18 protein-coding genes are annotated in these 23,195 nt (G+C 73.3%); 12 read left to right on the top strand and 6 right to left on the bottom strand.

Going from position 1 to position 23,195, the window contains the following annotated elements; translation table 11 throughout:
- The first annotated feature begins 253 nt into the window (after nt 1-253).
- Nucleotides 254-2,521, top strand: coding sequence for a protein translocase subunit SecD (secD, locus tag ABD879_RS25715; protein ID WP_345024190.1), 2,268 nt, complete (start codon nt 254-256; stop codon nt 2,519-2,521).
- Nucleotides 2,522-2,659: 138 nt separating this feature from the next.
- On the opposite strand, the gene ABD879_RS25710 is transcribed toward secD, so the two are convergent.
- On the bottom strand, nt 2,660-4,519 hold the full coding sequence (locus tag ABD879_RS25710; RefSeq protein ID WP_345024189.1) for a glycoside hydrolase family 15 protein: 1,860 nt from the start codon (nt 4,517-4,519) through the stop codon (nt 2,660-2,662).
- A gap of 336 nt (nt 4,520-4,855) precedes the next feature.
- On the opposite strand from ABD879_RS25710, the gene ppdK reads away from it, so the two are divergent.
- The 7 genes from ppdK (at nt 4,856) to sigJ (ending at nt 13,894) form a co-directional block, all read left to right on the top strand.
- A complete protein-coding gene (gene ppdK, locus ABD879_RS25705; RefSeq protein WP_345024188.1) occupies nt 4,856-7,546 on the top strand; it encodes a pyruvate, phosphate dikinase in 2,691 nt (896 codons plus the stop codon).
- 123 nt (nt 7,547-7,669) lie between these two features.
- A complete protein-coding gene (locus tag ABD879_RS25700) occupies nt 7,670-8,422 on the top strand; it encodes a YdcF family protein (protein WP_345024187.1) in 753 nt (250 codons plus the stop codon).
- Nucleotides 8,423-8,459: 37 nt separating this feature from the next.
- Nucleotides 8,460-9,755: a deoxyguanosinetriphosphate triphosphohydrolase gene (locus tag ABD879_RS25695; protein ID WP_345024186.1), complete on the top strand. Its 1,296-nt coding sequence runs from the start codon at nt 8,460-8,462 to the stop codon at nt 9,753-9,755.
- A 164-nt stretch (nt 9,756-9,919) separates the two neighbouring features.
- The gene (locus ABD879_RS25690) at nt 9,920-11,146 is read left to right on the top strand and encodes an NAD(P)/FAD-dependent oxidoreductase (protein ID WP_345024185.1); all 1,227 of its coding nucleotides are present in this window, start codon (nt 9,920-9,922) and stop codon (nt 11,144-11,146) included.
- Nucleotides 11,147-11,209: 63 nt separating this feature from the next.
- Nucleotides 11,210-12,424 carry an MFS transporter gene (locus tag ABD879_RS25685; RefSeq protein WP_345024184.1) on the top strand — a complete coding sequence of 405 codons (1,215 nt, stop codon included), beginning with the start codon at nt 11,210-11,212 and terminating at the stop codon, nt 12,422-12,424.
- Nucleotides 12,425-12,491: 67 nt separating this feature from the next.
- Nucleotides 12,492-12,971 carry a GtrA family protein gene (locus ABD879_RS25680; RefSeq protein WP_345024191.1) on the top strand — a complete coding sequence of 160 codons (480 nt, stop codon included), beginning with the start codon at nt 12,492-12,494 and terminating at the stop codon, nt 12,969-12,971.
- Entirely contained in the window at nt 12,968-13,894 is a 927-nt protein-coding gene (gene sigJ, locus ABD879_RS25675; protein ID WP_345024183.1) for an RNA polymerase sigma factor SigJ, read from the top strand. Before ABD879_RS25680 ends, sigJ begins: the two co-directional genes overlap by 4 nt.
- A gap of 119 nt (nt 13,895-14,013) precedes the next feature.
- Here the strand turns inward: sigJ and ABD879_RS25670 are convergent, their stop codons facing one another.
- Nucleotides 14,014-15,393 carry an LVIVD repeat-containing protein gene (locus ABD879_RS25670; protein WP_345024182.1) on the bottom strand — a complete coding sequence of 460 codons (1,380 nt, stop codon included), beginning with the start codon at nt 15,391-15,393 and terminating at the stop codon, nt 14,014-14,016.
- Between the two features lie 227 nt (nt 15,394-15,620).
- On the opposite strand from ABD879_RS25670, the gene ABD879_RS25665 reads away from it, so the two are divergent.
- Nucleotides 15,621-16,304, top strand: coding sequence for a DUF305 domain-containing protein (locus tag ABD879_RS25665; RefSeq protein ID WP_345024181.1), 684 nt, complete (start codon nt 15,621-15,623; stop codon nt 16,302-16,304).
- 75 nt (nt 16,305-16,379) lie between these two features.
- On the top strand, nt 16,380-16,844 hold the full coding sequence (locus ABD879_RS25660) for a carboxymuconolactone decarboxylase family protein (protein WP_345024180.1): 465 nt from the start codon (nt 16,380-16,382) through the stop codon (nt 16,842-16,844).
- Between the two features lie 47 nt (nt 16,845-16,891).
- Here the strand turns inward: ABD879_RS25660 and ABD879_RS25655 are convergent, their stop codons facing one another.
- The 3 genes from ABD879_RS25655 to ABD879_RS25645 all read right to left on the bottom strand — a co-directional run bounded on the left by ABD879_RS25655 (nt 16,892) and on the right by ABD879_RS25645 (nt 21,212).
- Nucleotides 16,892-17,770, bottom strand: coding sequence for an LLM class F420-dependent oxidoreductase (locus tag ABD879_RS25655; protein ID WP_345024179.1), 879 nt, complete (start codon nt 17,768-17,770; stop codon nt 16,892-16,894).
- 60 nt (nt 17,771-17,830) lie between these two features.
- The gene (locus ABD879_RS25650) at nt 17,831-18,748 is read right to left on the bottom strand and encodes an aldo/keto reductase (RefSeq protein WP_345024178.1); all 918 of its coding nucleotides are present in this window, start codon (nt 18,746-18,748) and stop codon (nt 17,831-17,833) included.
- A 199-nt stretch (nt 18,749-18,947) separates the two neighbouring features.
- Nucleotides 18,948-21,212 (bottom strand): ATP-binding cassette domain-containing protein, encoded by a 2,265-nt coding sequence (locus ABD879_RS25645; RefSeq protein ID WP_345024177.1) that lies wholly within the window; start codon nt 21,210-21,212, stop codon nt 18,948-18,950.
- A 63-nt stretch (nt 21,213-21,275) separates the two neighbouring features.
- Between ABD879_RS25645 and ABD879_RS25640 the strand changes: the two genes are divergently transcribed.
- Both ABD879_RS25640 and ABD879_RS25635 read left to right on the top strand, forming a co-directional pair.
- Nucleotides 21,276-22,088: a TetR/AcrR family transcriptional regulator gene (locus ABD879_RS25640; RefSeq protein ID WP_345024176.1), complete on the top strand. Its 813-nt coding sequence runs from the start codon at nt 21,276-21,278 to the stop codon at nt 22,086-22,088.
- Nucleotides 22,089-22,122: 34 nt separating this feature from the next.
- The gene (locus ABD879_RS25635) at nt 22,123-22,515 is read left to right on the top strand and encodes a MerR family transcriptional regulator (RefSeq protein WP_345024175.1); all 393 of its coding nucleotides are present in this window, start codon (nt 22,123-22,125) and stop codon (nt 22,513-22,515) included.
- On the opposite strand, the gene ABD879_RS25630 is transcribed toward ABD879_RS25635, so the two are convergent.
- Nucleotides 22,464-23,195: urease accessory protein UreD (locus ABD879_RS25630; protein ID WP_345024174.1), on the bottom strand; the 732-nt coding region annotated here is incomplete at its 5' end. The two genes, ABD879_RS25635 and ABD879_RS25630, sit on opposite strands and share 52 nt — an antisense overlap.

The raw sequence follows: 23,195 nt of genomic DNA, 5'->3' as shown, positions 1-23,195 counted from the left end.
CCTCGGCGCGCCGCACTCCGGGGCGCCCCTGGCGGCCGTCCTGCCCGGCGCCCTCGCCCGCGGCCCGCCGCCGCGGCCCGGCGCACGTCCCGCCGGGCGGACGCGGTACGCGACGTCCGCCCGCATCTCGGCCGCACGCGGCCGCGCCCCTCCCTCCTCCACGACGACCGGCTGACCTGATCCGACGACCGGCGCACGCCGGTGTCCGCGGCCGCCCGCCGGCGGGCGCCGCACTCCTCGTGGAGGTATTCCCTTGTCTCGCGCCAACGCGGTGCGGGCACTGCTGTCCGTCGCGGTGCTCGCCGTGTCGCTGTTCTTCGTCCTCACCGAACCCGCCCGCCTCGGCCTCGACCTGCGCGGCGGCACCCAGATCGTGCTGGAGACCCAGGACTCGCCGCACGCCAAGGCCGACGCCGCGGCCACCGACCGGGCCCGCCAGGTGCTGGAACGCCGCGTCAACGCGCTCGGCGTGGCCGAGTCGTCGCTCACCCGGTCCGGCGAGCGGCGCATCATCGTCGAGCTGCCCGACGTGCAGGACCCCGCCCGGGCCGCCGCGGTGATCGGCAAGACCGCCCAGCTCACCGCCCACCCCGTCCGGGTCAACGACGGCAGCCCCGGCAAGGGCGAGCAGCTGCTGCCCGACGAGCAGGGCGGGCAGATCATGCTCGGTCCCGCCGCGCTGACCGGCGACGGCATCGGGACGGCCGAGGCCGGATTCGACGCCCAGAACCTCGGCGGCTGGTACGTCACCGTCAAGTTCCGCGGCAAGGGCGGCGGCATCTGGGAGCGCATCACCGCCCGGGCCGCCTGCGCGACCGGCGACGAGCGCCGCATCGCGTTCGTCCTGGACGGCCGGGTCATCTCGTCCCCGCAGGTCACCGCGGACGTGCCGTGCAACGTGGGGATCACCGGCGGGTCCACCCAGATCACCGGCGACTTCACCGCCAAACAGGCCCGCGACCTGGCCGCCCTGATCCAGGGCGGGTCGCTGCCCGTCCCCGTGAAGATCATCGAGCAGCGGGTGGTCGGCCCGACCCTGGGGGACGAGGCGATCGAGGCGAGCTGGAAGGCCGCCGTGATCGGCGTGGTGCTCACCGGCCTGTTCATCATCTCCGTCTACCGGCTGGTCGGCGCGCTGGCCGCCGTCGCGCTGGCCTGCTACGCCCTGATCTCCTACGCCGCGCTGGTCATGGTGGGGGCGACGCTCACCCTGCCCGGCCTGGCCGGGTTCGTGCTCGCGGTCGGCATGGCCATCGACGCCAACGTGCTGGCCTTCGAACGGGCCCGCGAGGAGTACCGCGCGGCGCCCCGGCGCGGCGTCCGCGCCGCCCTGTCCACCGGCTTCGACAAGGCCTGGTCGGCGATCGCCGACTCCAACGTCACCACCCTGCTGGCCGCCGGGCTGCTGTTCTTCCTGGCGTCCGGCCCGGTGCGCGGCTTCGGCGTCACCCTCACCATCGGCGTGCTGGCCTCGCTGATCTCGGCGATGCTGCTCAGCCGCGCCCTCACCGAGGCGGTCGTGGCCCGCCGGGCCATCGCCCGCCGCCCGGCGCTGACCGGCCTGGGCTCGGTCGGCCGGCTGCGCGCCTGGCTGGACCGCCGCGACCCGGACCTGATGCGGCACCGCCGGCTGTGGCTTTGCATCTCCGCGCTGTCGGTGGCGGTCGCGCTCACCGGGATCTTCGTGCGCGGGCTGAACTTCGGCGTGGAGTTCACCGGCGGCCGCCTGGTGGAGTACTCCACCAGCCGCCCGGTCGACATCGACGACGCCCGCGCCGCCGTCTCCTCCGCCGGGTTCCCGCGCGCGGTCGTGCAGACGTCCGGCACCGACGACATCTCCGTGCGCACCGAGAACCTCAGCAACGCCGAGGAGAAGCGGATCCGGGACGCCCTGGCCGCCGAGGGCGGCACCGTCACCAAGCAGCGCGACGAGCTGATCGGCCCGACCCTGGGCGAGGAGCTGCGCCGCAAGGCGCTGATCGCGCTGGCCGTGGCGCTGCTGATGCAGCTGGCCTACCTGGCGATCCGGTTCCGCTGGACGTTCGGGACCGGCGCGGTGCTGGCGATGTTCCACGACGTCGTCGTGGTGACCGGGGTGTTCGCCTGGCTGGGCAAGCCGATCGACGGGGTGTTCCTGGCCGCGCTGCTGACGATCATCGGGTACTCGGTGAACGACTCGGTCGTGGTGTTCGACCGCATCCGGGAGCTGTGGCGCGACGACCCGAAGGCGCCGTTCGCCCGCGTCGCCGCCCGGGGCGCCCTGCAGACCGTGCCCCGCACCGTCAACACCGGCATGGGCGCGATCTTCATCCTGGCGGCGCTGGCGCTGCTGGGCGGCGACTCGCTCACCGACTTCGCCATCGCCCTGCTGGTCGGCATCCTCGTCGGGACGTTCTCCAGCGTGTTCACCGCCACGCCGCTGGCGATCGTGCTGCAGGGCCGCAGCAAGACCCCGGCGCCCCAGCACAAGAAGCCGCACCGCCCCGCCCGCCAGCCGGGCGACTCGGGCGCCGTCATCTAGGTCCGCCCCGTCCACCCGGCGCCCCCGCGCGGGCCGCCGGGTGGACGCCGGACCCCGTCCCGGCGCCCAGAGCCGCCGTCATCCTCGGACCGTGGCCCGGCTCGCGATCGAGGCGCAGGCCACGGCCACCGGGGGGCGTCAGGCCAGCGGGGGCTGGCGCTCGTGGTCCTCGGCGCGGATCACCTGCATCACGGCGTTGATCAGCGCCAGGTGGGTGAACGCCTGGGGGAAGTTGCCCAGGTGCCGGCCGGTGTGCGGGTCGATCTCCTCGGCGTACAGCTGCAGCGAGCTGGCGTAGGAGAGCAGCTTTTCGCACAGGGCCTTGGCGCGCTCCAGCTCGCCGATCATCACCAGCGCGCTGACCAGCCAGAACGAGCAGATGGTGAACGTGCCCTCGTCGGAGTTGAAACCGTCGTCGGTCTCCGCCGGGCGGTAGCGCAGCACCAGGTCGTCCTCGGACAGCTCGTCGGCGATGGCCAGCACCGTCTCGCGGACGCGCTTGTCGTCGGCGGGCAGGAAGCCCAGCAGCGGGATCAGCAGCGCCGAGGCGTCCAGGGCGGTGGCGCCGTAGTGGGCGGTGAACACCCCGCGCTCGTCCAGGGCGTTGGCCAGCACGTCGGCGTGGATCTCGTCGGCCGCCTTCTGCCAGCGCTCGGCCATGGCGAAGTCGCCGCGGATGCGCGCCAGCCGGGCGCCGCGGTCGGCCGCCACCCAGCAGAACACCTTGGAGGAGGTGAAGTGCTGCGGCTCGCCGCGCACCTCCCACATGCCGCAGTCCGGCAGCCGCCAGTTGGCCAGCGCGTCCTCGACCTGCTTGACGACGATCTTCCACAGCCGGTCGTCCAGCCGGTCCCGCTTGCGCACGAACAGGTAGATGGAGCCGATGATCGCGCCCCACACGTCGTGCTGGGCCTGCATGTACGCCTCGTTGCCGATGCGCACCGGACGGGCGTTGTCGTAGCCGGTCAGATGGTCGAGGGTGGACTCGGGCAGCTCCTCGCGGCCGTCCAGCCCGTACATGATCTGCAGCTTGCCCTCGGCGGCCTCGGCCACGTCGGTGATGAAGTAGAAGAAGTCGTTGGCCTCCCAGTCGTACCCGAGGGTGTAGAAGGCCCACAGCGCCATCGTGGAGTCGCGGATCCAGGTGTACCGGTAGTCCCAGTTGCGGTCGCCGCCCGGGGTCTCCGGCAGGGACGTGGTCGCCGCGGCCGCCACCGCCCCCGAGGGCGCGAACGTCAGGCCCTTGAGGGTGAGGGCGCTGCGCTGCAGGTGGCTGCGCCAGGGGTGGTCGGGGAAGCGGCCGCGGTCCAGCCAGTGCTGCCAGTGGTGCACCGTCCAGGTCAGGCGCTCCTGCGCCTCCTCGTAGCTGTGCGGGGGCTCGTGCTCGCTCCACGACAGCGCCACGAACCGCGAGTCGCCCTGCTTGAGCAGGGTGCGGGCGGTGGCCAGCGACCCCTCGAAGCCGATGTTCATGTCGCTGGTCAGGCGCAGCGACACGCCGTTGCCGCGCGCGACGGCCTCGTGGTAGCCGAGGCCGTTGTGCTCCCACTGGGCGGGGGCGCGCCCGTAGTCGAACACGGGCATGCAGTCCAGCCGGACCTGCACCTGCCCGTTGACGCAGCGCACCATGCGCAGCAGCACGTGGTCGGCGTCGTAGTCGGTGGGGGCGCGCCGGTGGGTGTGCGACCGCTCGGTCTCGTGGTGCCAGGGGCCCATGAGCAGCGCGTCGGTGACCACCAGCCAGCCGCCGTGCACCCACCAGGTCGTCTCCAGCACCATGGTGCCGGGGATGTAGCGCCGCGCGGCGGGCACCTCCACGCCCGCGGGGCCGACCCGGAAGTACCCGGCGTCGCGGTCCAGGATCGAGCCGAACACGCTCGGCGAGTCCATCCGGGGCAGGCACATCCACTCGATGTTGCCGCTCGGCGCGACCAGGGCGGTCGTCTCGCAGTCGGACAGGAACCCGAAGTCGGCGATCGGGGCGAACGGGTCTCCCACGCGGCCACCGGCGACCATCGGCCTCACAACCTCACCTCCTCTTTCCATGATTGCCTCTCGCATGCGGTGCATTGACCATGTGACGGCCGTGTTCCCTCGGTTGTGTGTCTGGAATGTCCTTATTGGAATAGACCACTGCGCCCGGCTTCACCTGCGCAAACGCACGCAGCGTAACGGAGTGACGAGCGTGCGCGTCCATCGCGGGTACAGTCCCGGCAAACAGGGCGGCTCGCACCAAATCGGTGGTGCCCGGGGGTGTTCCCGGTCACGGTGCGTCCGCCGCCCGTCACCTGGCCGCGCGCCACGCGGCAGGACCGGACCGCGAAGGAGGGCCCCGTGCCGAAGCTGGTGTACGACTTCACCGAAGGCAATAAGGACCTGCGGGATCTGCTGGGAGGCAAGGGCGCCAACCTCGCCGAGATGACCAATCTCGGCCTGCCCGTGCCGCCGGGCTTCACCATCACCACCGAGGCGTGCCGGTACTACCTGGAGCACGGGGAGCTGCCCGGCGGGCTGGCGGAGGAGATCGACCGCCACCTGTCGGCGCTGGAGCGGGCCATGGGCAAGCGGCTCGGCCAGCCCGACGACCCCCTCCTGGTCAGCGTACGGTCCGGGGCCAGGTTCAGCATGCCGGGGATGATGGAGACCGTCCTCAACATCGGCCTCAACGACGAGTCCGTGGCGGGGCTCGCGGCCCAGGCGGGGGACGAGCGCTTCGCCTGGGACTCCTACCGGCGGCTCGTCCAGATGTTCGGCAAGACCGTGCTGGGCGTCGACGGGGACCTGTTCGAGGACGCCCTCGAGGCCGCCAAGAAGGCCAAGGGCACCGACCAGGACACCGACCTGGACGCCGCCGACCTGCGCGGCCTGGTCGGCACCTTCAAGCAGATCGTCCGCGAGCACGCCGGACGCGACTTCCCCACCGACCCGCGCGAGCAGCTGGACCTGGCGATCAAGGCGGTGTTCACCTCGTGGAACGCGCCGCGCGCCGTGCTGTACCGGCGCCAGGAGCGCATCCCCGCCGACCTCGGCACCGCCGTCAACGTGGTCGCCATGGTGTTCGGCAACATGGGCATGGACTCGGGCACCGGCGTCGCCTTCACCCGCGACCCCGCCACCGGCCGCCAGGGCGTCTACGGCGACTACCTGCAGAACGCCCAGGGCGAGGACGTGGTCGCCGGCATCCGCAACACCGTGCCGCTGACCGAGCTGGAGCGCCTCGACCCCCGCTCCTACGCCGAACTCCTGCGGATCATGGAGACGCTGGAGAACCACTACCGCGACATGTGCGACATCGAGTTCACGATCGAGCGCGGCAAGCTGTGGATGCTCCAGACCCGGGTGGGCAAGCGCACCGCCGCCGCGGCGTTCCGCATCGCCTGCCAGCTGCTCGACCAGGGGCTCATCGACGAGGACGAGGCCGTGGCGCGGGTCACCGGCGACCAGCTGGCCCAGCTGATGTTCCCCCGCTTCGACGCGGCGCAGGCCGACGGGAGCAAGCTGCTGACCACCGGCATGAACGCCTCGCCCGGCGCCGCCGTCGGCAAGGCCGTCTTCTCCTCCGAGCGGGCCGTGGAGCTGGCCGGGCAGGGCCAGGACGTCATCCTGGTGCGGCGCGAGACCAACCCCGACGACCTGGCCGGGATGGTCGCGGCCCGGGGCGTGCTCACCTCCCGCGGCGGCAAGACCTCGCACGCCGCCGTCGTGGCCCGCGGCATGGGCAAGACGTGCGTGTGCGGCGCCGAGGAGCTGGACGTCGACGTGCGGGCCGCCCGCTTCACCGCGCCCGGCGGCGTGACGGTCCAGGAGGGCGAGACCATCTCCATCGACGGCACCACCGGCCGGGTCTACCTGGGCGAGGTGCCCGTCGAGGACTCCCCGGTGGTGCGGTACTTCGAGGGCGCCCTCGACCCCGGCGAGGGCGACGAGCTCGTTCAGGCCGTGCACCGGATCATGCGGCACGCCGACGCGCGGGCCCGCCTGGGCGTGCGCGCCAACGCCGACACCCCCGAGGACGCCGCGCGGGCCCGCCGCTTCGGCGCGCGCGGCATCGGGCTGTGCCGCACCGAGCACATGTTCCTCGGCGACCGCCGCCGCCTGGTGGAACAGCTGATCCTGGCCGAGACCGACGATGAGCGGCGCACCGCCCTGGCGGCGCTGGAACCGCTCCAGCGCGCCGACTTCGAGGGCATCCTCGAAGCCATGGACGGGCTGCCGGTCACGATCCGGCTCATCGACCCCCCATTGCACGAATTCCTCCCCGACCTCACCGAGCTGGCGGTCAAGGTCGCCCTGGCCGGCGGCGACGCAGACCCCCGGGACCGCAAGCTGCTGGAGGCGGTCCGCCGCCTGCACGAGCAGAACCCTATGTTGGGACTGCGGGGTGTGCGCCTGGGTTTGGTGATTCCCGGGCTGTTCGCGATGCAGGTCCGGGCGATCGCCCACGCGGCCGCCCGCCGGGTCGCGGCCGGCGGCGACCCGCGGCCGGAAATCATGATCCCACTGGTGGGCGCCGTCCAGGAACTGGAGGCGGTGCGCGACGAGGCCCGCGGGGTGCTGGCCGAGGTGCGCGAGGAGACCGGCGTGGACGTGCCCGCGCTGATCGGCACCATGATCGAGCTGCCCCGGGCGGCGCTGACCGCCGGGCAGATCGCCGAGGCCGCCGAGTTCTTCTCCTTCGGCACCAACGACCTCACCCAGACCACCTGGGGGTTCTCCCGCGACGACGTGGAGGCCGCGTTCTTCGGCCGCTACCTGGAGCTGGGCGTCTTCGGCGTGTCCCCGTTCGAGACCCTGGACCGCGAGGGGGTCGGCCGGCTGGTGCGCATCGCCGTCGAGGAGGGCCGCGCCACCCGTCCCGACCTGAAGCTCGGCATCTGCGGCGAGCACGGCGGCGACCCCGAGTCGGTGCACTTCTGCCACGAGGTCGGCCTGGACTACGTGTCCTGCTCGCCGTTCCGCGTGCCGGTGGCGCGGCTGGAGGCGGGACGCGCCGCGATCAGCGCCGTCGGCTCCGACAGCCGCTGACCGGCCGCCGGCCGCCGGGGGACCGGCGGCCGGCGCCGCGCCGCACTCGGACGCCGGCGGCCGGGGCCGCCGATGCGGAACGCCGGTGCGCCTCCGGCCGTCTCAATTAACGTGTCGAGTGCGATGACGTTGGAGATGGAGCTGCCCGGCCCCGACGTCCCGGACGGGCCGGGCGACGCGAGCGGCGGGAGCGACGGGGGAGGAAAGGGCGGACGGCGCGCCCGCCGCCGCCCCCGCTGGTTCGTGATCACGGTGAGCGTCGTGCTCGGGCTGCTGGCCGTGGCCGTGCTGACGCCGCTGACCGTGGCGTGGCGGGTGTGGTACCAGGCCCGCCAGGACGAGCGGCCCCGCTCCGACGCGATCATCGTGCTCGGCGCGGCGCAGTACAACGGCGTGCCCTCGCCCACCCTGCAGTGGCGGCTGCAGCACGCCCTGAACCTGTACCGCGACGGGGTGGCGCCGGTGATCGTCACCGTGGGCGGCAAGCAGCCCGGCGACAACTACACCGAGGCCGACTCGGGCAAGCGGTGGCTGGTGAACCGCGGCAAGGTGCCCGCCGACCGGGTGGTGTCCGTGCCGGTCGGCGCCGACACGCTGGAGAGCATGAAGGCGGTGGGCGCCGAGTACCGGCGGCGCGGCTGGCGCACCGGCGTGATCGTCACCGACCCCTGGCACGGCCTGCGCTCCAAGCGGATGGCCGGCGACAACGGCATCGAGGCGGCCTCGTCCCCCACCCGCAGCGGCCCCAGCGTGCAGACCCGCGACACGCAGTTCCACTACATCGTCCGCGAGACCGGCGGGTACCTGTCGTATGTGCTGTTCGGCAAGAGCGTCGCGGTGCCCAGCGAGACGATCGTGAGCACGCCCGGCAAGTGACGACGGCGCCGGTGCGCGGCCTACCCTGGATGGGGCGATGAGCAACTACGCAGACCGCGACCGGGAGCGCTGGGCTCCCGAGCCGCCCAAGCGCCGTGACCGCACCGCCTTCGAACGCGACCGGGCCCGGGTGCTGCACAGCGCCGCGCTGCGGCGGCTGGCGGCCAAGACCCAGGTGGCCTCGCCGGACGCCATCGCCGAGGACCACGTGCAGAGCCTGCGCACCCGGCTGACCCACTCGCTGGAGTGCGCCCAGGTCGGGCGGGAGCTCGGCAAGTCGCTGGGCTGCGACCCCGACCTGGTGGAGACCGCCTGCCTGGCCCACGACATCGGGCACCCGCCCTTCGGGCACAACGGCGAGGCCGCCCTCGACGTGGTCGCCCGCGACTGCGGCGGCTTCGAGGGCAACGCGCAGAGCCTGCGGGTGCTGACCCGGCTGGAGCCCAAGTCGTTCGCGCCCCCGGGCCCGCCCCTGTACGGCCGCAGCGTCGGCCTCAACCTCACCCGCGCCGCCCTTGACGCGTCCATGAAGTACCCGTGGACGCAGGACGAGTCGGTCAACGGCAAGTTCGGCGTCTACCAGGACGACCTGCCCGTCGCGCGGTGGGTGCGCGACGGCGCCCCGGCCGGCCGCACCTGCTTCGAGGCGCAGGTCATGGACTGGAGCGACGACGTCGCCTACTCGGTGCACGACCTGGAGGACGCGCTGGTCGCCGGGCACGTCACCTTCGACCGGCTCGCCGACCCGGCCGAGCGCCGCCTGGTGTGCGCCACCACCCGCAAGCTGTACTGCGAAGGCACGGGCGTGCCGGGCGGGGGGACGGGCGCGCCGCTGGACGCCGACCTCACCGAGCTGGAGGAGCGGTTCGCCGCGCTGCTGGCCGAGCCGTACTGGCCGGACCGCTACGACGGCACCCCCCGCACCCTGGCCGCCCTGAAGAACCTCACCAGCACGCTGATCGGCCGGTTCTGCCTGGCCGCCGAGGACGCCACCCGCGCCGCCTACGGCGACCGCCCGCTGAGCCGCTACGGCGCCGACCTGATCGTGCCGCGCGCGCAGCGGCTGGAGTGCGCGCTGCTCAAAGGCGTCACCGCGCACTACGTGTGGATCAGCCACGAGGCCGCCCGGGCCCGCCAGCGCGAGCTGATCATGGAGCTGGCCGAGCTGATGCTGCGCGGCGCGCCCGGCACGCTCGACGCCGCGTTCCGCGCCGCCTACGTCGAGGCGCCCGACGACGCGGCCCGGCTGCGCGCCGTCGTCGACCAGATCGCCTCCCTCACCGACACCTCCGCGGTCGCGCGGTACAGGTCGCTGTCCGGACGCGGCGAGTAGCACGGGACGGACGGCGTCTCCCCGGCGTCCCCCGGCGGCCGGGGGCGGAGCGGGCCGTTCTGCTGCGTGCGGATCGTTCCTTGGAACCCGCTGCGGGTGGGCCTTGTCCTGTTCGGGGCACAGCAGTAGGGACGTAAGCAGACGCCCACGCGCAGGAGGTCGCCATGCCCGAGGAGACCATCGTCATCGTCGGCGCGAGCCTGGCCGGTGCCAAGGCCGCCGAGACGCTGCGGGAAGAGGGCTACCGGGGCCGCGTGGTGCTCATCGGCGAGGAGGTCGAGCGGCCCTACGAGCGGCCGCCGCTGTCCAAGGGCTTCCTGCTCGGCCAGGAGCCGCGGGAGAAGGCGCACGTCCACGACCGCGAGTGGTACGAGCACAACCGGGTGGAGCTGCGGCTGGGCACCGCGGCCACCGCGGTCGACCCGTCCCGGCACCGGGTGACGCTGGCCGGCGGCGAGGAGATCGGCTACGACCGGCTGCTGCTGGCCACCGGCGCGTCCCCGCGCAGGCTGGAGGTGCCCGGCTCCCGGCTGCAGGGCCTGTACTACCTGCGGTCGCTGGCCGACGCGGCGGCGCTGCGCGAGGCGATCGCGCCGGGCGGGCGCCGCGTGGTGGTGGCGGGCGCGGGCTGGATCGGCCTGGAGACCGCCGCCGCGGCCCGCGCCTACGGCAACGAGGTCACGGTGATCGAACCGGAGCCGACGCCGCTGCACGCCGCGCTCGGCCCCGAGGTGGGCGGGCTGTTCGCCGACCTGCACCGCAGGCACGGCGTCGTCCTGCGGCTGGACGAGGGCGTGGCCGGGTTCTGGGGCGCCGGGCAGGTGTCGGCGGTGGTGACCTCGGGCGGTGCGGAGATCCCCGCGGACGTGGTGATCGTCGGCATCGGGGTGCGGCCCAACACGGCGCCGGCCGAGCGCGCCGGCCTGGAGGTGTCGGACGGCGTGCTGGTCGACCAGTCGCTGCGCACCTCCGACCCCGACATCTTCGCCGCCGGGGACGTGGCCGCGGCCTACCATCCGCTGCTCGGCCGCCGGCTGCGCGTGGAGCACTGGGCCAACGCGCGGGACGGCGGCGCGGCCGCGGCGCGGGCCATGCTCGGGCGGGAGGTGTCCTACGACCGCATCCCCTACTTCTTTACCGACCAGTACGAACTGGGCATGGAGCTGTCCGGCGTGGCCGCGCCCGGAGAGTACGACGAGGTGGTCTACCGGGGCGACGTGGCGGGGCTGGAGTTCATGGCGTTCTGGCTGTCCGGCGGCCGCGTCGTCGCCGGGATGAACGTCAACGTGTGGGACGTCGCGCCGGACGTCCAGGCGCTGATCCGCTCCGGCGAGCCGGTCGACCGGGCCCGGCTGGCCGATCCCAAGACGCCCCTGGCGGACCTGCTGTAGCGCCGGAGATCTCACCCTTCGGGAAGATCGTCCAATCAGCCCGCATCGCGTACAGTCGGCCTGGTGGTGACACGGACGGCGGCCGGGACGCTCGGCCGGGCCCGGCTGGCGGTGACCGTCGCGTTCGTCGCGCACGGCCTGATCGGCTCGGCCTGGGTGGCGCGCATCCCGCAGGTCAAGGAACACCTCGGACTCAGCGAGGGCGGACTCGGCGTGGCGCTGCTCGGCGCCCCCGCCGGGGTGGTGCTGGCGGTGCGCTTCGCCGGCGCCGTCGTGGCCCGCTGGGGCAGCCGCGCCACGACCATGGCGGCCGGGGCGGCGGCCGCGCTCGCCCTGGTGCCGATGGGGCTGGCCGGGAACCTGGCCGCCCTGATCGCCGCGCTGCTGCTGTTCGGCGGCTCGCTGGGCCTGATGGACGTGGCGATGAACGCCCAGGGCGTGGCGGTCGAGCGCCGCCTGGGCCGGCCGATCATGTCCGGGCTGCACGGCGCGTACAGCATCGGCACCCTGGCCGCGGCGCTGGTCGGCTCCGGGCTGGCGCACCTGGAGGTGCCCGTGCCGGTGCACCTGTCGGTCGCGGCGGTCGCCTTGACGGCGCTGGTGCTGGCCGGCTGCCAGGGCTTGTTGGACCGTTCCGCCGACGAGTCGCCCGACACCGCCGACGCCGCCGGGGAGGACGGCCGCTCCGCGACGTCCGCGCCGGCGGCCGGGACGGACACGGTGCTCGGGGCGCGGCGCATGCTGGCCCTGCTGGGGTTCATCGGGCTGTGCTCGTTCGTCGGCGAGGGCGCGGTGGCCGACTGGAGCGCCGTCTACCTGCGCGAGGGCCTGGACGCCGCGGCGGGCGTCGCGGGCCTGGCCTACGCCGGGTTCGCGGTCGCGATGACGGCGGGGCGGCTGGCGGGCGACCGGATCGTGGCGCGCTACGGGCCGGTGCGGGTGCTGCGCGCCGGAGCCCTGATCTCGGCGCTCGGGCTGGGCCTGGGGCTGGCCGTCGGGCACCCGGCCGCCGCGATCGTCGGGTTCACGCTGTTCGGGATCGGCGTGGCACCGGTGGCGCCGGTCACCTTCAGCGCCGCCGGCAACCTGCCGGGCGTGCCCGCCGCCCGCGGCATCTCCCGCGTCACCGCCGTCGGCTACCTGGGGCTGCTGGGCGGCCCGCCGGTCATCGGGTTCGTGGCGCAGGGGGTCGGGCTGACCGGCGCCCTGTGCGTTCCGGTCGCGCTCGTCGCGGCGATCCTGCCGTCCGCCCGCGCCACCGCCACCGCCGCGCGCTGATCGTCCCGCCGCGGGCCGAGGTCCGAGGCCGGTTCGTCCTCCGGTAAGGTTGGGGCCAGTGAACACCATGCTGCGGTCGCGTCCGGGCCAAGCGGCACCGGCGGACCGCGGCCCGGACGGGATGCCGAGGAGCCCGCGCCTGTACCGCTTCGTACGCGAACTGCTGACCTTCGGTTTCGTCGGGTTCATCGGCACGGTGATCATGATCGGCGGGGCCAATCTGCTGCGGCACCTGCACGGCGGCGGCCCGATCGTCAGCGTGGTGCTGCCCACCGTGCTGTCCACCCTGGTGTCCTACCTGGCCAACCGGTTCTGGACCTTCCGCCACCGCGACAGCACCGGCTCCGGCCGCGAGGTGGCGATCTTCTTCGGACTCAACGGCATCGGGCTGCTGATCCAGGTGGCCTGCACCGGCTTCACCTACTACACCCTCGGCCTGCACGGCGGCGTCGCCTACAACGCCGGCCTGCTGGTGGGGCTGGGGCTGGCGTCGGCGTTCCGCTACTGGTCGTACCGCAAGTGGGTGTTCACCCCGGCCACCGCATGACGCCGCCGCGACCCCCGGCGCCGGGCGAGACGGCCGACCGGGCCGCGCGGGCGCGACTGGACGCCGAGTGGCCCGAGCACCGCCCGGCCGTGTTCGGCGCGGCGTACCGCATCACCGGCAGCGTGGCCGACGCCGAGGACATCACCCAGGACGTGTGGCTGCGCGCGGCCGCCGCCGAGTCCCTCGCCGAGGTCCGGGACCTGCGCGCCTGGCTGGTCACCGTGGCCGCCCGCCGGGCCTGCGACGTGCTCACCTCCGCCCGCGCCCGGCGCGAGAGCTATGTCGGGCCGTGGCTGCCCGAGCCGCTGCTGACCGGCCCGGACGCGGCCGAGCCGGTGCTGGTCGACGACACCGTCGGCGTCGCCATGCTGATGGTGCTGGAGCGGCTGTCGCCGCCCGAGCGGGTCGCGTTCGTGCTGCACCGGGCGTTCGACGTGCCGTACGAGCGGATCGCCGAGGTGCTGGGCCGGTCGCCCGCGGCATGCCGCCAGCTCGCCTCGCGGGCCGGCCGCAAGATCGCCGCCGCCGGGGCGTCGCCCGCGGCGGGGCGGCGGGCCTCCCGGGCCGAGCACGAGCGGGTGGTGGCCGCCTTCCGCGCCGCGGCGCAGGACGGCGACGGCGCGAGGCTGCTGGCGCTGCTGGACCCGGACGCCACCTACACCACCGACGGCGGCGGCCGGGTGTTCGCCGCCCGCAAGGTCATCGCCGGGGCCGGCCGGGTGGCGACCGTGCTGCTGCGGGTGGCCGCCAAGTACGCCTACCGCCCGGTGCCCGCCGAGATCAACGGCGAGCCGGGCCTGCTGGTGTACCGCGGCGGGCGGCTGGTCGGCGCCGACACCGTCGAGGTGGCGGACGGCCGCGTCACCGCGGTCCGCCGCGTGCTCAACCCCGACAAGCTCGCCGGTCTGCGCCACGTCGCCTGAACCGCCCGGCCGGAGCGCCCGGCCCCGTCCGCCCGCCGGAAACGGGGAAGGCCCCCGGCGGGCGCCGGGGGCCTTCGAGATCCGTGCCTTGCGGCCGCCGGACCGGTCAGTCGAACCGGTCAGTCGAAGTAGTCGGGCTGCGACTGGACGTTCAGCACGTCGAGCTTGACGCGCTTGGCCTTGTCGGTGGCCTTGTCCCGGATGTCGATGACGTCCAGGCCCTTCTGGATGTCGCTGGAGTAGATGTAGCCGTTGTAGTAGTACGCCGACCACGAGCCGCCCAGGACGAGCTCGTCGTTGCTGAGCGGGCCGCGCTCGAACCAGCCGATCTCCTTGGGCTTGCGGGAGTCGGTGAAGTCCCACACCGAGATGCCGCCCTGATACCAGGCCTGGACCATGATGTCGCGGCCCTTGACCGGGATCAGCGAGCCGTTGTGGGCCACGCAGTTCTCGGTGTCGGCGTTCGCCCGCGGGATCTTGAAGTAGCTGCGGAAGACCAGCTTGCGCTTGTCGCCCTTGCCGACGATGTCGTAGACGGCGTCGGCGCCCTTGTTCGGCCCGATCGCGGCGTTGCAGGTGGCGGTGCCGCCGCCGCCCAGCTCGTCGGTGAACACGACCTTGTCGGCCTTGTTGTTGAACGTGGCCGAGTGCCAGAACGCGAAGTTCTCGTCGTCGCGCACGCTGTCGATGATCCGCGGCTTGAGCCGGTCGGAGATGTCGAACAGCACGCCGTCGCCCATGCACGCCCCGGCCATGAGGTTCTTGGACGGGTAGGCGGTCAGGTCGTGGCAGCCGGTCGTGGCCGAGGTGCCCTCGGGGTAGGGCCGCCCGTCACCGGGGTTGCCGCCGTCGGGGAACAGCACCGGCTCGGCCGCCACCCGGGCCGCCTGCGGGTTGTTCAGCGGCACCTCGACGATCGAGATCAGGTCGTGCGGCGGCTGGCAGTCGGGGTAGCTGCTGCTCGGCGAGTACGACGAGACGTAGATGTAGACGGTGCCGCGCTTGCCCGGGACCAGCGTGTTGGTGTGCGAGCCGCACTTGGTCTCGACGGCCTTGACGTAGCGCGGGTTGCGCACGTCGCTGATGTCGAAGATCTTGATGCCCTCCCAGGCGTCCTTCTCCGACGCGGGCTTGGGCACCGACTGGCACGAATCGTCGCTGCGGGAGCTGTCGGTCGACAGGAACAGCAGGTTCCCGGAGATCGACACGTCGTTCTGCGAGCCGGGGCACTTGACCACGGTGACGATGCGCGGCTTGGCCGGCTTGGAGATGTCGTAGACGGTGAACCCGTCGTAGTTGCCGGCGAAGGCGTAATCGCCCTTGAAGGCCCAGTCCGTGCCGTAGGAGCTGGTGCCCGAGAACACCGGCGGCTTGGGGACGTTGGCCAGGTGGTGCATGTTGGCGGTCTTGACGATCTCGTCCTGACCGGGGATGTCCGCCGCGGCGGCGGGCGCCGCGGCCGCCGACCCGGCCAGCACGAGCGCCGCGAGGCTTCCCACCAGTGTTCGTCGCCTGGGTCTGCGTCCGGAGAACAGCGCCACCCTCACTCCTTCGTGTGCAAAGGCCCCCGACGGTAGATTGATCATCCGGAGTATGGACTGAATCGCGCTCTTTGAATAGGTCTGTATGGATTTGTGAGCTTTCTGAGATCAAAGGCTCTTTAATCGTCGCGTCCGCTGCGGCTACCGTCCGGGGTGTCCGAGCGCAGGGCGGAGTGGGGAGACGGATGCACTACCGGACGCGGTACCGGATGGCGGTGCTGGCCGCGGCGGCGGCCGCCGCCGCGGGCGCCTTGGGCGGATGCAGCGGCGACGGGGACGGCGCGGCGGCGCCCAAGGGCACCGTGCTCATGCCGGGGCGGCCGGGGGAGCCCAACAGGACCGCGGTGGCCGGGCCGTCCAGCCCCGCGCCGCCCACCGCCGCGGAGTTCCGCTTCGTCGAGATGATGATCCCGCACCACCGGCAGGCCGTCGAAATGGCCTCGCTGGCCCCCGGGCAGGCGTCCGACCCGCAGGTCAAGGCGATGGCCGAGCGCATCGACGCGTCGCAGAACGTGGAGATCGCGGCCATGCAGAACTGGCTGCGGCAGCACGGCAGGGGCACCTCCCAGGGGCAGGGCGGCCACGCCGGGCACGGCGCGCACGGCGGCGCCTCGCCCGCGGCGTCCGCCCACGCGGACATGCCCGGCATGGCGACCCCGCAGCAGATGGAGCGGCTGCGCAAGGCCCGCGGCAAGGACTTCGACCGGCTGTTCCTCAACCTGATGATCACCCATCACCAGGGCGCGCTGACCATGGTCAAGGACGTGCTGGACAAGGGCACCGACGTCACCGCCCAGCAGATCGCGCGGGACGTCCAGTCCACCCAGCAGGCCGAGATCAACCGGATGCGGGCCCTGCTCGACGGCTGAGCGGACGTCCGCTGTCACACGGGGCCGGCCCGCGTCGTCTCCCTGGCGACCGCTTGACCGAGCGAAGGGAAGACGATGAAACAGCGGATGAACCTGCGCGCCGTCGCCCCGGACGCCTACCGGGCGTTCCTGGCCGCCGAGAAGGTGCTGAGCGAGGCGGGGCTGGACCCGCTGGTGCGGCACCTGGTGAAGCTCCGCGCCTCCCAGATGAACGGCTGCCTGTACTGCATCGACATGCACGTGCACGAGGCCCTGGCCGACGGCGAGACCCCGGACCGGCTGCACCAGCTGCCGGCGTGGCGGGAGTCGGAGCTGTACACCGAGGCCGAGCGCGCCGCCCTGGCCTACACCGAGGCGGCCACCCGGCTCGGTGACGACGGCGTGCCCGACGCGGTCTGGGACCGGATGACCGAGCACTTCTCGGAGCGGGACCAGGGCACCCTGGTCGCCCTGGTCGCGATGATCAACATGTGGAACCGGGTCTGCGTGCCGACGCGGGTGCGTCCCCCGGCCCGCCCCGTCCCCGCCTCCCGGGCATAGCACGGCCGGGCCGCCGGGAGCCGGTGCCTCCCGGCGGCCCGCCGCGTTCAGCGCCCGGTGGGGGTGATCTTCTCTACCTGGGGCAACGCCTCGCCCAGCACCCCGGCCAGGTCGTGCCCGGCGGCCTGCGAGTAGATCACATGGTCCACGCCCGCCTCGCCCAGCCGGCCCACCGTGTCCACGACCTGGTCGACCGAGGGCTCGCCGGGCAGGCCGTGCGTCGACACCAGCGCCGTCTTCTCGATGTCGGCGTAGTCGCGGCCCTCCCGCTCGCAGTGCTCGCGCAGCACCTCGAGCTTGTGCGGCAGCTCCTCGGAGGCGAAGATGTTGCAGGCGTCGGCGTACTTGGCGACGAACCGCAGCGTCTTCTTCTCCCCGGTGCCGCCGACGAGGATCGGCGGATGCGGGCGCCGGACCGGCTGCGGCGAGTTCAGCGGCCGCTCCAGCCGGTAGTGGACGCCCTCGAAGGCGCTCTCGTCGCCCTTCCACATCCGATGGGCGATCCGCAGCGCCTCCTCCAGCCGTTCGAACCGCTCGGCGGTCGGCGGGAACGGGACGCCGAGGCCGCGCGACTCCTCCTCGTTCCAGGCGGCGCCGATGCCCAGCCAGGCCCGGCCGCCCGACAGCACGTCCAGCGTCGTCACCGTCTTCACCAGGATCCCCGGGTGCCGGTAGGTGACGCCGGTGACCAGCGTGCCCAGCGTGATCCGCTCGGTGAGCGCCGCCGCGTACGCCAGCGCCGTGTAGCCCTCCAGCATGGGGTCCTCCGCGGGGCCGACCCCCGGGATCTGGAAGAAGTGGTCCATCACCCAGAAGGAGTGCAGCCCCGCCTGGTCGGCCTCGCGGGCCATCCGCCCGTACTCGGCGGCGATCCGCTCGGGGCCGCCGGGGAAGGTGAAGCTGGGCACCTGCAGTCCGATGCGCATGTGAAGTCCCTTTCCTCGATTCGGCGGGATGGTGCTCCGGGCGCCGCAGCGCGCTCCGGGTCAGGCCGAGGCGGCCGTGTCCAGTCGTTCCCTCAGCTCGGCGTCCAACGCCAGGTCGGCGGCGCCGAGCGCCTCCTCCAGATGCTCCATCGCGCTCACGCCCACGATGGGGATCATCGGCGGGTCGCCGCCCATCAGCCAGGCCAGCACCACCTGGTTGGGCGTGGCGCCCAACTCGTCGGCCACCGACCTCAGCGCCGCCAGCCGCCGCTCGTTGGACGGGTGCTCGTACGCCCGGTGCAGCGGCTTGTCGGCGCGCGTGTAGGAGCCCGACAGCAGCGCGTTGTACACCCACAGCCGCAGGCCCTCCGCCCGCACGTAGTCGAGCATCTCCTCGTCGATGTGGTGGTGGCCGTTCTCGGGCAGCTTCACCCCCGGCTGCGGCAGCAGGTAGGAGTAGCGGTACTGCAGGTCGTCGTAGCGGGGCTCGCCGAGGGCCCTGGCCCGCTCCACCCGCCACACCGCGTGGTTGCTCACCCCGACCCGGCCGACGGCGCCCTCCCGCACCAGGTCGCCGAAGGCGCCCATCGTCTCCTCCAGGGGCACCGACCGGTCCTCGAAATGCGCCCAGTACAGGTCGATGCGGTCGGTGCCCAGCCGCCGCAGGCTGCCCTCGGCGGCGCTCCGGATCGCCTTCTCCGACAGGCCCTCGGCGTTCTCCAGCCCCGTCCCGGGCGTCTTGGGCTGCGCCCCGACCTTGGTCCCGATGAAGACCTGGTCGCGCACCTTGCGGCTGGCGAGCCACCGCCCGATGACGGCCTCGCTCTCGCCCCCGCGTGCGCCGTCCAGCCAGAAGGCGTAGTTATTGGCCGTATCGATCATCGTCCCGCCCGCCTCGACGAAGCGGTCGAGAATGGCGAACGAGGTCTGCTCGTCCACCCTGGTGCCGAACCACATTGCGCCAAGTGCGATCTCCATGGCGTCTGATCCTGGCTGCTGGAGCGCACTCCAGGTCAACCCCCGCGCCGCCCCGGCCCCCGCTCGGGCGGACACGCCGTCGCGGCCGTCGGCGGCGGTGCGTGCGAGCCGGAGCGGAGCCGGCCGAGGACGGTGCGGTCGGTGGTGCGGTCCCGCGCGTCGTCGGTGACGTCGACACCCCGTGCGGACGGGATCCGCCTCACTTCAGATAGTCGCGCAGGTGCCGGGCGGTGAGGGTGTCGGCGGTGGTGACGAGGTCCCGCGGAGTGCCGGTGAACACGACGCGGCCGCCGTCGTGGCCGGCGCCGGGGCCGAGGTCGATGATCCAGTCGGCGTGGGCCATGACGGCCTGGTGGTGCTCGATGACGATCACGGTGTTGCCGCCGTCGACCAGGCGGTCCAGGAGGGCGAGGAGCCGGTCGACGTCGGCCAGGTGCAGGCCGGTGGTGGGCTCGTCCAGCACGTAGACGGTGCCCCTGTCGGCCATGCGGACGGCCAGCTTGAGGCGCTGGCGCTCGCCGCCGGACAGGGTGGTGAGGGGCTGGCCGAGGCCGAGGTAGCCCAGGCCCACGTCGTACATGCGGTCGAGGATGGCGCGGGCCTGGCCGGTGGTGAAGAAGTCGCGGGCCTCGGTGACCGACATGGCCAGCACCTGGCTGATGTCCTTGCCGCGCAGCTTGTACTTCAGCACCTCGGCGGTGTACCGCCGTCCCTCGCACTCCTCGCAGACGGTGGCGACGCCGGCCGTCATCGCCAGGTCGGTGTAGACCAGGCCGATGCCCTTGCAGGTGGGGCAGGCGCCCTCGGAGTTTGCGCTGAACAGGGCGGCCTTGACGCCGTTGGCCCTGGCGAAGGCGGTGCGGACCCGGTCGAGCAGGCCGGTGTAGGTGGCGGGGTTGCTGCGCCGGGACCCGCGGATCGCCGACTGGTCCACCACGACGACGCCGTCCCGGCCGGGCAGCGACCCGTGGATCAGCGAGCTCTTGCCCGAGCCCGCGACGCCGGTGACGACGGTGAGCACGCCGAGCGGGACGTCCACGTCGACGTCCTTGAGGTTGTGCAGCGACGCGCCGCGGATCGGCAGGTGCCCGGTGGGCCGCCGGACCCGCTCGCGGAGGGCGGCGCGGTGGTCCAGGTGGCGGCCGGTGAGGGTGCCGGACGCGCGCAGGCCCGCCACGTCGCCGGCGTAGCAGATCCGGCCGCCGGCGGCGCCGGCGCCGGGGCCGAGGTCGACGACGTGGTCGGCGATCGCGATCGTCTCCGGCTTGTGCTCGACGACCAGCACCGTGTTGCCCTTGTCGCGCAGCCGCAGCAGCAGCCGGTTCATCCGCTGGATGTCGTGCGGGTGCAGCCCGACGGTGGGCTCGTCGAACACGTAGGTGACGTCGGTGAGCGCGGAGCCGAGGTGGCGGACCATCTTGACGCGCTGCGCCTCGCCGCCCGACAGCGTGCCGGACTCGCGGTCCAGGCTGAGGTAGCCCAGGCCGACCTCCACCATCGAGTCGAGGGTGGCGCGCAGCGCGGCGACCAGCGGCGCCACCGACGGGTCGTCCAGCTCGCGGACGAACTCGGCCAGGTCGCTGATCTGCATGGCGGCGCAGTCGGCGATGTTGCGGCCGTTGATCTTGGCCGAGAGGGCGGCGGCGTTGAGCCGGGCGCCGCCGCAGTCCGGGCAGGCGGCGAAGCGGACGGCGCGCTCGATGAACGCCCGGATGTGCGGCTGCAGCGACTCGACGTCCCGAGACAGGTAGAGCCGCCGGACCTTGACCACCAGGCCCTCGTAGTTGGTGTTCATCCCGCCGAGCTTGATCTTGGTGGCGGGCCTGTGCAGCAGGTCCTCCCACTGCTCGGGGGTGAAATCGCGCAGCGGCACGTCGCGGGGCACGAACCCGGACTCGGCGATGTTGCGCCAGTACCAGGAGCCGACGCCGAAGTTCGGCACGGTGATGGCGCCCTCGTCCAGCGACAGGTTCCGGTCGACGAGCCGGTCGATGTCGATGTCGGAGACGCGGCCGAGCCCCTCGCAGCGCCGGCACATGCCCTCGGCGCTGTTGAAGCTGAACGCGGAGGAGGTGCCCACGTGCGGCACGCCGATGCGGCTGAAGATGATGCGCAGCATGGCGTACGCGTCGGTGGCGGTGCCGACCGTGGACCGGGAGTTGGCGCCCATCCGCTCCTGGTCGACGACGATCGCGGCGCTCAGGTTGCGCAGCGCGTCCACCTCGGGCCGGCCGACCGGCGGCATGAAGCACTGCACGAAGGCGCTGTAGGTCTCGTTGATCAGCCGCTGGGACTCGGCCGCGACGGTGCCGAACACCAGTGACGACTTGCCCGACCCGGACACGCCGGTGAAGACGGTCAGCCGCCGCTTGGGGATGTCGAGGTCGACGCCGGCCAGGTTGTTCTCCCGGGCGCCGCGCACCTGGATGACGTCGTGGGCGTCGGCGGGATGACGGGTGTCCATGACGCTCCTGTATCTTTATGGCCTAAATAGTTCGGAATAGTTTATGGCATAAGGAGTTGTTCGGTGGTCGTCTTCGCCGGCCAGGGGGATCCGCGCCGCTCGATGGACCTGCTCTGGCGCGCGTCGCAGGAGGATCGCGGGGACCGCTCCGCCCCGGGGCCCCGTCCCGGGCTGAGCGTGGACGTGATCGTCGACGCGGCCATCGCCGTCGCCGACGCCGAGGGGATGGCGGCCCTGTCCATGCGCGCGGTGGGGGAGCGGCTCGGCCGCACCGCCATGGCCCTCTACACCTACGTGCCGGGCAAGGCCGAACTGGTCGACCTCATGCACGACCGGGTCCTGGCCGAGCTGCCCACCGACTACGACCTGACCGTGGGCTGGCGGGCGGCCGTCACGGCGTGGGTGCGCGACCTGTGGGACTTCCATCTGCGGCACCCGTGGATGCTGCAGGTGTCGCATGCGCGTCCCGTCCTGGGGCCGGGCTGGTTCACCATGTCCGAGACGATGATGACCGTGCTGCGCACCACCGGGCTGGACGCCCGCACCCTGCGGGCCCTCGGCGGGACGCTGACGCACCTGGTGCGGGACACGGCGCGGGTCGTCGCCGAGACGCGGCTGGCGGTGCGGGAGACCGGGCAGGGCGAGGACGAGTGGTGGTACGCCCGCGCCCCGCAGCTGGACGAGCTGGTGCCCGATTTCGGCGCGCGGTTCCCCACGCTGACCTGGATGGAGTCCCAGCACGCCTTCGACGCCCACGACCCGGACACCCCCTACCTGGTGCAGGAGGCCACCGAGGAGTTCGAGACGGGCCTCGCCCTGGTGCTGGACGGCGTCGAGGCGAGGATCCGCCGCGCGCGCGGGGACGCCGGCGATTGACCTGGAGCGCGCTCCAGGGGCAGGCTGTGGCGGCGTGAGGTCCTACTCCCCGGCTGAGACCGCCAGCAGAAGCGGTTTCAGCATCGACACGCTGCGTTACTACGAGAAGATCGGACTGCTGTCGGGGATCGCGCGCGACGCGGCGGGGCGCCGGGTCTTCACCGACGACGACCTGGCCTGGCTGGGCATGCTGCGCTGCCTGCGCGACACCGGCATGCCGATCGCCGAGCTGCTGCGCTACGCCGAGCTGGTGCGCGGCGGCGACGAGACCACCCCGGAGCGCATCGCGCTGCTGCGGGCCCACGACCGCCGGGTGGAGGAGCAGATCGCCCGGCTGCGCGAACAGCAGCGCAAGATCCAGGGGAAGATCCGCCACTACGAGGAGGCCGCCGCGACCGCCGGGCCGGCCGCCGACGCGGCCACCTGAGCGATCGACTCGCCGCGGGCGAGACGGCGGCGCAGCAGCGCGGCGTCCGGCGCGACGGCCGTGACGAGCACCGCGGACGGGTGCGCCAGCGGCAGGACGGCCAGCCCCTCCGCCGAGTGCGGCTCGCGGGTCAGTCCCGGACGGACCAGCAGCACGCTGCCGGCGGCCCGGGCGTCACCGAGCACCGCCGGACCGTCGTGCCGGTCGCCGACGCGCAGCTCGTGACGCAGCAGCGGCGTCCGGCCGGCCGTCACGTCGAGCCGGCTGTGCAGCCGCCCGGGCCGTTCGCCGTGCCGCCCCAGCACCAGCTCCTCGCGCAGCCGCAGCGTCGCCCCCTCGGCCAACGCGATCTCGGTCGCGGACCGGTGGTCGCATCCGGCGGCGGCCACCGTGGGCTCCGGCGCGAGGTCCAGGTGGCCGCCCGCCCCGATCCGCGCCCGCACCGCCAGCCGCGACACGCCGTCCCCGGGCAGCACGACCGCGGCCGCCGCCGACCGCACCGCCAGCCGCGCCCCCGGGCCGACCCTTAGGTCGATCTCCAGGACGTCGCCGCCCAGCGGGCCCGCCGCGGCGCCCACCAGGTAGACGGCCCCGTGGGCCTCGCGCAGCGCCAGCGGCCCGTCCGAGCGCAGCCGCGTGCAGCGGGTGCGCCCCCGCGCGTCGCGTTCGGCGGTGGCGGC

The sequence above is a fragment of the Actinomadura keratinilytica genome, from assembly GCF_039539665.1.
GTDB lineage: Bacteria > Actinomycetota > Actinomycetes > Streptosporangiales > Streptosporangiaceae > Spirillospora > Spirillospora keratinilytica.
The sequence above is the reverse complement of the archived record's forward strand: the minus strand, read 5'-3'. Positions and strand labels throughout refer to the sequence as shown.

Coding starts and splice junctions, on each gene's coding strand:
- ABD879_RS25700 (WP_345024187.1), top strand. CDS start 7,670: ATGACGTTGGAGATGGAGCTGCCCGGCCCCGACGTCCCGGACGGGCCG.
- ABD879_RS25695 (WP_345024186.1), top strand. CDS start 8,460: ATGAGCAACTACGCAGACCGCGACCGGGAGCGCTGGGCTCCCGAGCCG.
- ABD879_RS25690 (WP_345024185.1), top strand. CDS start 9,920: ATGCCCGAGGAGACCATCGTCATCGTCGGCGCGAGCCTGGCCGGTGCC.
- ABD879_RS25680 (WP_345024191.1), top strand. CDS start 12,492: ATGCTGCGGTCGCGTCCGGGCCAAGCGGCACCGGCGGACCGCGGCCCG.
- sigJ (WP_345024183.1), top strand. CDS start 12,968: ATGACGCCGCCGCGACCCCCGGCGCCGGGCGAGACGGCCGACCGGGCC.
- ABD879_RS25665 (WP_345024181.1), top strand. CDS start 15,621: ATGCACTACCGGACGCGGTACCGGATGGCGGTGCTGGCCGCGGCGGCG.
- ABD879_RS25660 (WP_345024180.1), top strand. CDS start 16,380: ATGAAACAGCGGATGAACCTGCGCGCCGTCGCCCCGGACGCCTACCGG.
- ABD879_RS25655 (WP_345024179.1), bottom strand. CDS start 17,770: ATGCGCATCGGACTGCAGGTGCCCAGCTTCACCTTCCCCGGCGGCCCC.
- ABD879_RS25650 (WP_345024178.1), bottom strand. CDS start 18,748: ATGGAGATCGCACTTGGCGCAATGTGGTTCGGCACCAGGGTGGACGAG.
- ABD879_RS25645 (WP_345024177.1), bottom strand. CDS start 21,212: ATGGACACCCGTCATCCCGCCGACGCCCACGACGTCATCCAGGTGCGC.